Here is an 11753-nt window from a genome sequence, read left to right as displayed (position 1 = left end):
CTGAAGTACCACACAACCTTGCTCGGCCCAGTATTGCTGGAGCGCGAGGATCAAGTCTTGGAAGGTACGCACGGCTGGCGTAGGCTGGCTCACGAAATTCACCTGTTTCTTGGGCTGCGATTTAAAGAGCGGGAGTATACCCGATTCGTTGCTGCGCACGCCCCCTGGAGCCTTATGCCACGCTGCTTTTGGTGTACCGAAGATCCGCTGTACATGGCTTATCACGATCAGGAGTGGGGCACGCCGCTACGCGATGCGCAGGGTTTGTTCGAGTTGCTTTTGCTCGAAGGGTTCCAGGCCGGGCTGTCTTGGATCACCGTGCTGCGCAAACGCGAGCGCTACCGCGAGGTGTTGTACGGCTTCGACGTGCAGCGTGTGGCGCAGATGAGCGACGCCGAAATCGACGAACTGATGCTCGATCCCGGCATCATCCGCAACCGCCTCAAACTCAATGCCGCCCGGCGCAATGCCCAGGCCTGGCTGGCGCTGGAAGACCCGGTGACCTTCCTCTGGTCGTTCGTCGGCGGCCAACCGATCATCAACCATTTCAAGGACCGCAGCGAAGTCCCGGCGATCACTCCCGAAGCGCTGGCGATGAGCAAGGCCCTGAAAAAGGCCGGTTTCACCTTCGTCGGCCCGACCATTTGCTACGCACTGATGCAGGCCTCGGGCATGGTCATGGATCACACTCAGGACTGTGACCGCTACGCGCAGCTCGCCAACGGCGGTTAGAATGGCCGCCTCGCGCACCGCACAAGATCAGGAGTGACCTGTGGAAAAGTTTAAAGGCGCCTTGCTGGTAGGCGCTCTGCGGCTGTTTGCCCTGCTGCCATGGCGGGCCGTGCAGGCCGTGGGTTCGGCGATCGGCTGGATCATGTGGAAAACCCCCAACCGCTCCCGCGACGTGGTGCGGATCAACCTTGCCAAATGTTTTCCACAGATGGACCCGGCTGAACGTGAGCGTCTGGTCGGCCAGAGTCTGAAAGACATCGGCAAATCCCTCACCGAAAGCGCCTGCGCCTGGATCTGGCCGGCGCAGCGCTCGATCGATCTGGTGCGCGAAGTCGAAGGCCTGGACATCCTCAAGGAGGCGCTGGCCTCGGGCAAAGGCGTGGTCGGCATCACCAGTCACCTGGGCAACTGGGAAGTGCTCAACCACTTCTATTGCAGCCAGTGCAAACCGATCATTTTCTACCGCCCGCCGAAGCTCAAGGCTGTGGATGAGTTGCTGCGCAAGCAGCGCGTGCAACTGGGCAACAAGGTCGCCGCTTCCACCAAGGAAGGCATTCTCAGCGTCATCAAGGAAGTGCGCAAAGGTGGTGCAGTCGGCATTCCCGCTGACCCGGAACCGGCCGAATCCGCCGGGATCTTCGTGCCGTTCTTCGCCACTCAGGCACTGACCAGCAAATTCGTGCCGAACATGCTCGCCGGCGGCAAAGCGGTCGGGGTGTTCCTGCATGCCCTGCGCCTGCCGGACGGTTCGGGCTACAAAGTGATCCTCGAAGCGGCACCCGAGGCCATGTACAGCACCGATACCGAGGAATCCTGCGCGGCCATGAGCAAAGTGGTCGAACGCTACGTTGCCGCCTATCCAAGCCAATACATGTGGAGCATGAAACGCTTCAAAAAACGTCCACCGGGCGAAGCGCGCTGGTACTGAGCAAGTTGGCACACTCTGTGGATAACCTGTAGGAACTGCCGAAGGCTGTGATCTTTTGATCTTGCTCTCCGGCTTATCCACAACCTCGTTCACTCAAGGGCGCACAAAGATGTCCGAACAACGCAAATCCTTCCGCATCAAGATCACCCACGACAGCTTCGGCGAATGTCTGGGGCAGACGCGCAACCTCTCGGCCACCGGCGTGTATGTGCAGCATCCGCGCCTGGCGTCATTGCCCAAGGGTGCGGTGATTTATGGCCAGGTCCAGGATTTACCCACCGCCGCGCCACGGGTGCGGATGGAAGTGGTGACGGTAGATGCCGAGGGCATCGGCCTGCGTTATCTCTAGCTTATTGCGCCTGACGGTCGAGCTTCTTCAGAAACACCGTCATTTCCTTTTCAGCCTGCTTGTCGCCATGGGCGCGGGCGGCCTCCAGTCCCTGTTCCCACGCTTGCCGGGCGGCGGCATGTTCGCCCAATGCCAGTTGCGCCTTGCCCAATAGCTTCCACGCTGCCGAGTACTTCGGGTCAAAGCCGACACAGCGCTGGAAATGCTCGGCGGCCTTGGCGTTCTCCCCCAGATCCAGATAACCCTTGCCCAGACCGAAGCGCAGCAGTGAGTTATCCACACCCTTGGCGAGCATTTTTTCCAGGGATTCGAGCATTGGTGGAGTCCTTTTCTAGTGCGTCAGAAAGATCTGCGGTGCCGCCATCGCTGGCAAGCCAGCTCCCACAAGGATCTCGGGTGCACATCACATTTGTGAACAACCGAAAAACCTGTGGGAGCTGGCTTGCCAGCGATGGGGCCAATGAAGGCACCGCTCATTCAGGATCAGAAAAAGCTGAGACCCACATGAAACAGCTTCTCAACATCACGGATATGCTTTTTATCCACAAGGAACAGAATCACATGGTCGCCGGTTTCGATCACCGTATCGTCGTGGGCGATGATCACTTCTTCGTTACGGATGACCGCGCCAATCGTGCTGCCCGGTGGCAGGCCGATTTTCTCGATCGGCCGGCCGATGACCTTGCTCGACTTCGCATCACCGTGGGCAATCGCCTCGATGGCCTCCGCCGCGCCCCGGCGCAGTGAGTGCACGCTGACGATATCGCCACGCCGTACGTGAGCGAGCAAGGTGCCGATGGTCGCCAGTTGCGGGCTGATGGCAATGTCGATGTCGCCGCCCTGGATCAGATCGACGTAAGCCGGGTTGTTGATGATCGTCATCACCTTCTTCGCGCCCAGACGCTTGGCCAGCAGCGACGACATGATGTTGGCTTCGTCATCGTTGGTCAGCGCGAGGAAGATGTCGGCGTCGGCAATGTTCTCTTCCAGCAGCAGATCACGGTCCGAGGCGCTGCCCTGCAGCACCACGGTGCTGTCGAGGGTGTCGGAAAGATAGCGGCAGCGTGCCGGGTTCATCTCGATGATCTTCACCTGATAACGGCTTTCGATGGCCTCGGCCAGGCGCTCACCGATCTGCCCGCCACCGGCAATCACGATACGTTTGTAGGTTTCGTCGAGACGGCGCATTTCGCTCATCACTGCGCGAATATTCTCACGGGCGGCGATGAAGAAGACTTCGTCGTCAGCCTCGATCACCGTATCGCCCTGGGGCAGGATCGGCCGGTCGCGGCGGAAAATCGCGGCCACGCGGGTTTCGACATTCGGCATGTGTTCGCGCAACTGGCGCAGTTGCTGACCCACCAGCGGCCCGCCGTAATAGGCGCGCACCGCCACCAGTTGCGCCTGGCCTTCGGCGAAGTCGATCACTTGCAGCGCGCCCGGATGCTGGATCAGGCGCTTGATGTAGTTGGTCACCACCTGCTCGGGGCTGATCAGCACGTCGACCGGAATCGCTTCGTTCTGGAACAGCTGTTCTTCGCGATTGAGGTAGGACGCTTCGCGCACCCGGGCGATCTTGGTCGGGGTGTGAAACAGGGTGTGCGCGACCTGACAGGCGACCATGTTGGTCTCGTCACTGTTGGTCACCGCCACCAGCATGTCGGCATCGTCGGCGCCAGCCTGACGCAGCACCGACGGCAGCGAGCCGCGGCCCTGAATGGTGCGGATGTCGAGACGGTCGCCGAGGTCGCGCAGGCGTTCGCCGTCGGTGTCGACCACGGTGATGTCGTTGGCTTCGCTCGCCAGGTGTTCAGCCAGCGAACCGCCGACCTGCCCCGCACCGAGGATGATGATTTTCATCCAGTCACTCCATTGAATCCGTTTAGCCGCACGCGGCAGCGATCTTGATCAGCTTGGCGTAGTAGAACCCGTCATGCCCGCCCTGCTGGGCCAGCAATTGGCGACCATGGGGCTGTTTGATCCCGGCCGTGGTGGCCAGATCCAGCTCGCGGGCACCGGGCGTGCGCTCAAGGAACGCGGCAATGACTTCGGTGTTCTCGGTGGGCAGGGTCGAGCAGGTGGCGTAGAGCAGGATGCCGCCGACTTCAAGGGTTTTCCACAGGGCGTCAAGCAGTTCGCCTTGCAGTTGCGCGAGGGCGGCGATGTCGTCGGCCTGACGGGTCAGCTTGATGTCCGGGTGGCGGCGGATTACCCCGGTTGCCGAGCATGGCGCGTCGAGCAGGATGCGCTGGAACGGCTTGCCGTCCCACCACGCGGCGGTATCGCGGCCGTCGGCGGCGATCAGTTCGGCGCTCAGGCCCAGCCGCGCAAGGTTCTCCTTTACCCGCACCAGACGCTTGGCTTCCAGATCCACCGCCACCACGCCGGCCAGCGCCGGTTCGGCTTCAAGGATGTGGCAGGTCTTGCCGCCAGGGGCGCAGCAGGCGTCGAGCACTCGCTGACCCGGAGCCAGATCGAGCAGGTCGGCGGCCAGTTGCGCCGCTTCGTCCTGCACGCTGATCCAGCCTTCGGCAAAACCCGGCAGGCTGCGCACGTCGGTGGCGGCTTCGAGGACGATGCCGTCGCGGCTGTAAACACACGGCGTGGCAGCGATGCCGGCGTTGCTAAGCAAACCGAGGTAGGCGTCGCGGCTGTGATGACGGCGGTTGACCCGCAGGATCATCGGCGGATGGGCGTTATTCGCGGCGCAGATCGCTTCCCATTGTTCCGGCCAGAAAGCTTTCAGGGATTTTTGCAGCCAGCGCGGGTGGGCGGTGCGCACCACCGGATCGCGCTCAAGCTCGGCGAAAATCGTCTCGCTTTCACGCTGGGCGTTGCGCAGCACGGCGTTGAGCAAACCTTTGGCCCAGGGCTTTTTCAGCTTATCGGCGCAACCGACGGTTTCGCCGATGGCCGCGTGCGGCGGTACGCGGGTGTAGAGCAGTTGATAGAGACCGACCAGCAGCAGCGCCTCGACATCGGCGTCGGCAGCCTTGAACGGTTTCTGCAACAGCTTTTCCGCCAATGCCGACAGCCGTGGCTGCCAGCGCGCGGTGCCGAACGCCAGATCCTGGGTGAAGCCGCGATCGCGGTCTTCGACCTTGTCCAGTTGCGTCGGCAGGGAACTGTTGAGCGACGCCTTGCCGCTGAGCACGGCGGCGAGTGCCTTGGCGGCGGCCAGACGCGGGTTCATTGCGCGTCCACCACGGCGCCGAGCACGGTGCCGACGGCGAATTTCTCGCGGCGGCTGTTGAACAGGTCGCTGAAGTTCAGCGCCTTGCCGCCGGGCAGTTGCATACGGGTCAGGCACAGTGCCTGCTCACCGCAGGCGACGATCAGACCGTCCTTGCTGGCGCTGAGGATTTCACCCGGTGCGCCTTTGCCGTCAGCCAGCGTTGCGGCCAGCACTTTCAGCGCTTCACCATTGAGGGTGCTGTGGGTAATCGGCCATGGATTGAACGCACGGACCAGACGCTCCAGCTCAACCGCCGGACGGCGCCAGTCGAGGCGTGCTTCGTCCTTGTTGAGTTTGTGGGCGTAGGTGGCGAGCTCGTCGTTCTGCACTTCGCCTTCGAGGGTCCCGGCGGCCAGGCCGGCAATTGCCTGAACCACGGCGGGCGGGCCCATTTCGGCGAGGCGGTCGTGCAGCGTGCCACCGGTGTCGGCGGCGCTGATCGGGGTCACGACCTTGAGCAGCATCGGCCCGGTATCGAGGCCGGCTTCCATGCGCATCACGGTCACGCCGCTTTCGGCGTCACCGTGTTCCACGGCGCGCTGGATCGGCGCCGCACCGCGCCAGCGTGGCAGCAAGGAGGCGTGACTGTTGATGCAGCCCAGACGCGGAATATCGAGCACCGCTTGCGGCAGAATCAGGCCGTAGGCGACCACCACCATCAAATCCGGCTTCAATGCGGCGAGTTCAGCCTGAGCATCAGCGTTGCGCAGGGTCGGCGGCTGCAACACCTGGATATTATTTTCCAGGGCCAACTGTTTGACCGGGCTCGGCATCAGTTTTTGCCCGCGACCGGCCGGACGATCCGGTTGGGTGTAGACCGCAACGATCTCGTAAGGGCTGTTCAGCAGGGCCTTGAGGTGTTCGGCGGCGAACTCGGGGGTGCCGGCAAAAACGATGCGCAGTGGCTCAGTCATGAAGGGAATCTCATAAAAAGAAAAAGGCTTGCCGCAGCAAGCCTTTGAAGAGGGGCATCAAGCGTTCTGGCGGTGGAGCTTTTCCAGTTTCTTCTTGATCCGGTCGCGTTTGAGCGTGGACAGGTAATCGACGAACAACTTGCCGTTGAGGTGATCGCATTCGTGCTGGATGCACACCGCGAGCAGGCCTTCGGCGATCAGTTCGTAAGGCTGGCCATCGCGGTCCAGCGCCTTGATCTTGACCTTCTGCGGGCGGTCGACGTTTTCGTAGAAACCCGGCACCGACAGGCAGCCTTCCTGATACTGATCCATCTCGTCGGTCAGCGATTCGAACTCGGGGTTGATGAACACCCGGGGTTCGGTGCGGTCTTCGGAAAGGTCCATCACGACGATACGTTTGTGCACGTTGACCTGGGTCGCGGCAAGGCCGATGCCCGGCGCTTCATACATTGTTTCAAACATGTCATCGACCAACTGACGCACTTCGTCGTCCACTACAGCCACAGGCTTGGCGATAGTACGCAGACGCGGGTCCGGGAATTCGAGGATGTTTAAAATGGCCATAGGCTGATTGCTGCACGTATTGAGTAAAGTCGGGTCGATGGCCTGGCAGGTCCGAAGATGCAGGCTACCGTTGTGAAGCGTAGCCAATGCAATTTGCACCAGCGAGCCACGGGGGCTCTGACGGTTCACGCGAACGCACATGATAAAGGGATTCGCTGCATGAGGAAAACACTACTCGCCCTGCTGCTTCTGGCTTCGGCCACGGCTGCGCAAGGGCAAGTGCAACTCAGGGATGGTTTTCCACAGCAATACACGGTGGTTTCAGGGGACACACTCTGGGACATTTCCGGCAAATACCTGCGCGAGCCCTGGCAATGGCCACAGCTGTGGCGGGCCAATCCGCAAATTGAAAACCCCAACCTGATCTACCCCGGTGACACGCTGACGCTCAGTTACGTCAACGGCCAGCCGCAACTGACCCTCAATCGCGGCGAGTCACGGGGCACCATCAAGCTGTCGCCACGCATCCGTACCAGCCCGGTGGCCGAGGCGATTCCGAGCATTCCGCTGAAGTCGATCAACAGTTTCCTGCTGAGCAATCGCATCGTCGACAAGGTCGAGGACTTCGACAAGGCGCCGTACATCGTCGCCGGCGATGCCGAGCGTGTGCTCAGCGGCACCGGCGACCGGATCTTCGCTCGCGGCCACTTCGACCCGAATCAACCGGTGTACGGCATCTTCCGCCAGGGCAAGGTCTACACCGACCCGCAGACCAAGGAATTCCTGGGGATCAACGCCGACGACATCGGCGGCGGTGAAATCGTCGCCACCGAAGGCGACGTCGCCACCCTCGCCCTGCAACGCACCACCCAGGAAGTACGCCTCGGCGATCGTTTGTTCAGCGGCGAAGAGCGTTCGATCAACTCGACCTTCATGCCCAGCGCCCCGGCCAGCACCATCAACGGCCTGATCATCGACGTGCCGCGCGGCGTCACGCAGATCGGCGTAATGGACGTGGTCACCCTGAACAAAGGCAAGCGCGACGGCCTCGCTGAAGGCAACGTGCTGGTGGTGATGAAGACCGGGGAAACCGTGCGCGACCGGATCACCGGGCAGCCGCTGAAAATTCCTGACGAACGGGCCGGGTTGCTGATGGTGTTCCGCACTTACGACAAACTCAGTTACGGCCTCGTCCTCAATGCGTCGCGCTCGCTGGCGGTGCTCGACAAGGTGCGAAATCCTTAGCAGGCTTAACAAGTTACCAACAGAGTTATCCACAGCTTGTTCCGAATGGTTCGGGACTTGTAACGATCAAGGATGATCCACAATGCTGTCTGCCTGTACGCCGGTTTCCCCTGCGGAACTGGAAGCGCGGTTGCGCCTGCACCGCTTGCCGGAAATCGGCCCGAAACGTTTTGCCAAATTGCTCGAAGCCTTCGGCTCGGCGTCCAAAGCCATCAGTGCCCCGGCCAGTGCCTGGCGTGCGCTGGGATTGCCGGCGGCATCGGCCGAGGCGCGGCGCAGCCCCGAAGTGCGCGATGGCGCCAGCCATGCGATGCGCTGGCTAGAGCACCCGCAGCAGCATTTGCTGATGTGGGATCAAGCGGATTACCCCGCGCTGCTGGCGCAGATTCCCGACCCGCCACCGCTGTTGTTCGTGGCCGGCGACCCGATGATTCTGGAAAAACCACAGTTGGCGATGGTCGGCAGTCGCCGTGCTTCGCGTCCGGGAATGGACACCGCCGCAGCGTTTTCCCGCAGCCTCGCCGGGGCCGGTTTTGTCATCACCAGTGGCTTGGCGCTAGGCATCGATGCGGCGGCCCATCAAGCAGCGCTGGACGTCGGCGGGCAAACCGTTGGCGTACTCGGCACTGGCCTGGAAAATTTTTATCCACAGCGCAATCGGCGCTTGGCCGATGCCATGATCGCCTCCGGCAGTGCGGTGCTTTCGGAGTTTCCACTGGACGCCGGGCCGACGGCCAGCAACTTCCCGCGACGCAACCGGATCATCAGCGGTTTGTCCCTTGGCGTGCTGGTGGTCGAGGCGAGTGTCGCCAGCGGTTCACTGATCACCGCCCGGCTGGCGGCGGAACAGGGTCGCGAGGTGTATGCGATTCCCGGTTCGATCCATCACCCCGGAGCACGTGGCTGCCATCAGTTGATCCGCGACGGTGCGGTGCTGGTGGAAACCATCGAACACATTCTCGAAGCCTTGCGCGGCTGGCAGCATTTACCGTTAGCCACAGACCCGCCGGATGCCGCGCATCCCTTGCTTGATCTGCTGCACGCCGCACCGCACACCAGCGAAGCCTTGGTCGAGAGCAGCGGCTGGGCGTTGCCCAAAGTGCTGGTCGCGCTCACCGAACTGGAAATGGACGGCCGCGCAGTGTGCGAAAACGGTCGCTGGCTGGCGAGGACACGCTAGGTTTTACAGGGAAGATCGGTAAACTGCGCAAAACCTGTTTGCGGAGAGTTTTTTCATGGTCAACAGTTGGCGTGTGCAACAAGCCGCACGAGAGATTCGCGCCGGGGCGGTGATTGCCTATCCAACCGAAGCCGTCTGGGGGCTGGGTTGCGACCCGTGGAACGAAGAGGCAGTGGATCGGCTGCTGGCGATCAAGAACCGTTCGGTAGACAAGGGCCTGATCCTGGTCGCCGACAACATCCGCCAGTTCGATTTCCTGTTCGAAGACTTCCCGCAAGAGTGGATCGACCGCATGGCCAGCACGTGGCCGGGGCCGAATACCTGGCTGGTGCCGCATCAGAACCTGTTGCCGGAATGGGTGACGGGCGTACATGACACGGTGGCGCTGCGGGTCAGCGATCACCCGCAGGTGCGGGATCTGTGCTCGATGGTCGGGCCGCTGATCTCGACCTCGGCCAACCCGCAGGGGCGGCCGGCGGCGCGCACGCGGTTGCGTGTCGAGCAGTATTTCCGTGGGCAGATCGACCTGATCCTTGGCGGGCAACTGGGCGGGCGCAAGAACCCCAGCGTGATCCGCGATCTGGCAACCGGCAAGGTCATTCGTCCCGACTGATCCTGCGTCGAAAACCTTTACCGAGTCTTCCTCGCCTTGATGGTGAGGAGGACTACGCGCGCCAGCGATTTATCCTGCAATGACGCCAGTCTCTGTGTCGGAAAAGTCGCCAAGTCCCCGGATTCATTGGCTTTTCCCACTTGATTATCAGACTTTCTGGCGTGGCGGAATCGGCAAAAGCAACCATCCTTTCCCTGCACTCGAAACACTTCGATAAGTTAAGGTCTGCGGAGAAAGAATGGACACTACCAATTTGCAACTCACGGATTACCTGCAGGCGCTTCAGGTGACGTTGAAGAGTCACCATGAGGGTTGTCGCATCGTGATGCTTGAGGCAGGGGCGGATACTCAGGAGTTCGACCGGTTTATCGATCGGCAATTTCGGCTTCGGTTGCAGCATTACATGCTGACTTCACGGGCGCGGATGCTCGAAACCAGACTGGCGATAAAGTCGCGCAGTACCCATTTCCTGCTGTATCGGCACGATCAACTGTTGGCGGTATTGAGAGCGACTCCGGCACCGTTCGAGTGGGTATCGCTGGCGCAGCAACACGTTTCTCCCACAGTAGCGCTGTCGCGCCATGTCGAATTCAGTCGATTGATGTCGTACACGCCCAATCAGTTGCCCATCGCGGTCAACGGTCTGCTGGCGGCCGCTACCGAGTGGGCCATTAAACGCGGTTATAACGGGGTAACCGCGTTGTGCAGATCGCAACAGCTGCGCTTCTACCAGCGCTTCGGCCTGATGCCGATCGCTTCCAATGCCCTGCATATCGACCAGTGCGCACGTGGCGATTACTGGGTGTTGTCAGCCGAGTGGCGACAAATCCTCGCGGCGGTCCAGCAGCCTGATCCGGCGGTTGGCCACGTGGTGCAAAAACCGTTGGAGTGTCATCTGCCGAGGTGCTGAACGCGTTCGAACTGACTTGCCAGCCGTGGGTTTGCAACCCTGACTGGCAAGACGTCGAAGGTTTGTCAGGGCAAAAGAATGGTCGAGCCGGTGGTACGCCGGGCCGACAATTCGGTCTGCGCCTTCGCCGCATCAGCCAGTGGATAGCGCTGGCTGATGTCTACCTTGAGCTTGCCGCTGATGATCATCTCGAACAGCTCGTCAGCCATGCGCTGCAGGTTCTCGGCGTTGTTGGCGTAGGTCGCCAGGGTTGGTCGAGTTACGTACAGCGAGCCCTTGGCTGAGAGAATTCCCAGATTCACCCCGTCCACCGCACCGGAGGCGTTGCCGAAACTCACCACCAGCCCACGCGGCGAAACGCTATCGAGCGAGGTCAGCCAGGTGTCCTTGCCGACGCCGTCATACACCACCGGGACTTTCTTGCCGTCGGTCAGCTCCAGCACCCGCTCTGCCACGTTTTCGTGGCTGTAATCGATGGTTGCCCAGGCGCCGTTGGCCTTGGCCAGTTCGGCTTTCTCCTTCGAACTGACCGTGCCGATCAGCTTGACGTCCAGCGCCTTGGCCCATTGGCAGGCCAGCGAACCGACACCCCCTGCAGCGGCGTGGAACAGAATGGTTTCGCCACCCTTGAGTTCATAAGTCTGGCGCAGCAGGTACTGCACAGTGAGGCCCTTGAGCATGACCCCGGCTGCGGTCTCGAAACTGATCTCGTCCGGCAGTTTTACCAGATTGGCTTCGGGCAGCACGTGCAACTGGCTGTAGGCACCCAGCGGGCCGCTGCCATATGCCACGCGATCACCAACCTTGAACCGGGTAACGTCGCTGCCCACCGCATCGACGATACCGGCGCCTTCCGCGCCGAGGCCGGACGGCAAGGCTGGCGGGGCATACAGACCGCTGCGGAAATAGGTGTCGATGAAGTTCAGGCCGATCGCCTTGTTCGCCACCCGCACCTGATTCGGGCCGGGCGCGGCGGGTTCGTAGTCAACAAACTCGAGTACTTCGGGACCGCCGTGGGCGCGGAACTGGATACGCTTTGCCATCTGCCTGCTCTCCTTGGGTCGTTTGTAAGCCCCCTATCCAACTCCCCTGCTTGATCTTCGTCAACTGCGGCGCGCAGGTTTGCGGTGTTATGCTACGCGC

The 11753-nt window shown here is 61.5% G+C and carries 14 protein-coding genes; 7 read left to right on the top strand and 7 right to left on the bottom strand.

What is annotated here, in order from left to right; genetic code table 11:
• A partial coding sequence (locus ACIP8I_RS17415) for a hypothetical protein (protein ID WP_400762642.1) occupies positions 1-93 on the bottom strand: 93 nt, incomplete at its 3' end.
• A gap of 81 nt (positions 94-174) precedes the next feature.
• Between ACIP8I_RS17415 and ACIP8I_RS17410 the strand changes: the two genes are divergently transcribed.
• The 3 genes from ACIP8I_RS17410 to ACIP8I_RS17400 all read left to right on the top strand — a co-directional run bounded on the left by ACIP8I_RS17410 (position 175) and on the right by ACIP8I_RS17400 (position 2009).
• Positions 175-732, top strand: coding sequence for a DNA-3-methyladenine glycosylase I (locus ACIP8I_RS17410; RefSeq protein WP_400762639.1), 558 nt, complete (start codon positions 175-177; stop codon positions 730-732).
• Positions 733-772: 40 nt separating this feature from the next.
• Positions 773-1660 (top strand): lysophospholipid acyltransferase, encoded by an 888-nt coding sequence (locus ACIP8I_RS17405; RefSeq protein WP_003220227.1) that lies wholly within the window; start codon positions 773-775, stop codon positions 1658-1660.
• A gap of 109 nt (positions 1661-1769) precedes the next feature.
• Positions 1770-2009: a PilZ domain-containing protein gene (locus ACIP8I_RS17400; protein ID WP_400762637.1), complete on the top strand. Its 240-nt coding sequence runs from the start codon at positions 1770-1772 to the stop codon at positions 2007-2009.
• Position 2010: 1 nt separating this feature from the next.
• Here ACIP8I_RS17400 and ACIP8I_RS17395 read toward each other — a convergent pair whose 3' ends face one another.
• From ACIP8I_RS17395 to def, 5 genes are all read right to left on the bottom strand, one after another.
• Positions 2011-2325 (bottom strand): tetratricopeptide repeat protein, encoded by a 315-nt coding sequence (locus ACIP8I_RS17395; RefSeq protein ID WP_007960748.1) that lies wholly within the window; start codon positions 2323-2325, stop codon positions 2011-2013.
• Positions 2326-2492: 167 nt separating this feature from the next.
• Entirely contained in the window at positions 2493-3869 is a 1377-nt protein-coding gene (trkA, locus tag ACIP8I_RS17390) for a Trk system potassium transporter TrkA (RefSeq protein WP_400762636.1), read from the bottom strand.
• Between the two features lie 22 nt (positions 3870-3891).
• Positions 3892-5202 carry a 16S rRNA (cytosine(967)-C(5))-methyltransferase RsmB gene (gene rsmB, locus ACIP8I_RS17385; protein ID WP_400762634.1) on the bottom strand — a complete coding sequence of 437 codons (1311 nt, stop codon included), beginning with the start codon at positions 5200-5202 and terminating at the stop codon, positions 3892-3894.
• Positions 5199-6158, bottom strand: a complete 960-nt coding sequence (fmt, locus tag ACIP8I_RS17380) for a methionyl-tRNA formyltransferase (protein WP_400762632.1) — start codon at positions 6156-6158, stop codon at positions 5199-5201. The genes rsmB and fmt overlap by 4 nt, the downstream gene beginning before the upstream one ends.
• A 57-nt stretch (positions 6159-6215) precedes the next feature.
• A complete protein-coding gene (gene def, locus ACIP8I_RS17375) occupies positions 6216-6722 on the bottom strand; it encodes a peptide deformylase (protein WP_027610272.1) in 507 nt (168 codons plus the stop codon).
• A 159-nt stretch (positions 6723-6881) separates the two neighbouring features.
• Between def and ACIP8I_RS17370 the strand changes: the two genes are divergently transcribed.
• The 4 genes from ACIP8I_RS17370 to ACIP8I_RS17355 all read left to right on the top strand — a co-directional run bounded on the left by ACIP8I_RS17370 (position 6882) and on the right by ACIP8I_RS17355 (position 10610).
• Positions 6882-7907, top strand: a complete 1026-nt coding sequence (locus tag ACIP8I_RS17370) for a LysM domain-containing protein (RefSeq protein ID WP_329696861.1) — start codon at positions 6882-6884, stop codon at positions 7905-7907.
• Between the two features lie 82 nt (positions 7908-7989).
• Entirely contained in the window at positions 7990-9087 is a 1098-nt protein-coding gene (dprA, locus tag ACIP8I_RS17365) for a DNA-processing protein DprA (RefSeq protein WP_400762630.1), read from the top strand.
• A gap of 55 nt (positions 9088-9142) precedes the next feature.
• Entirely contained in the window at positions 9143-9700 is a 558-nt protein-coding gene (locus tag ACIP8I_RS17360; protein ID WP_007962683.1) for an L-threonylcarbamoyladenylate synthase, read from the top strand.
• A gap of 238 nt (positions 9701-9938) precedes the next feature.
• Entirely contained in the window at positions 9939-10610 is a 672-nt protein-coding gene (locus tag ACIP8I_RS17355) for a hypothetical protein (RefSeq protein ID WP_400762629.1), read from the top strand.
• 65 nt (positions 10611-10675) lie between these two features.
• Here the strand turns inward: ACIP8I_RS17355 and ACIP8I_RS17350 are convergent, their stop codons facing one another.
• Positions 10676-11653, bottom strand: a complete 978-nt coding sequence (locus ACIP8I_RS17350; protein WP_367082232.1) for a quinone oxidoreductase — start codon at positions 11651-11653, stop codon at positions 10676-10678.
• Positions 11654-11753: the final 100 nt, after the last annotated feature.

It is taken from the genome of Pseudomonas sp. NPDC088414 (assembly GCF_044753325.1).
Classification (GTDB): Bacteria; Pseudomonadota; Gammaproteobacteria; order Pseudomonadales; family Pseudomonadaceae; genus Aquipseudomonas.
Note: the sequence above shows the minus strand (reverse complement) of the source record. Positions and strands in the feature narration are given on the sequence as shown.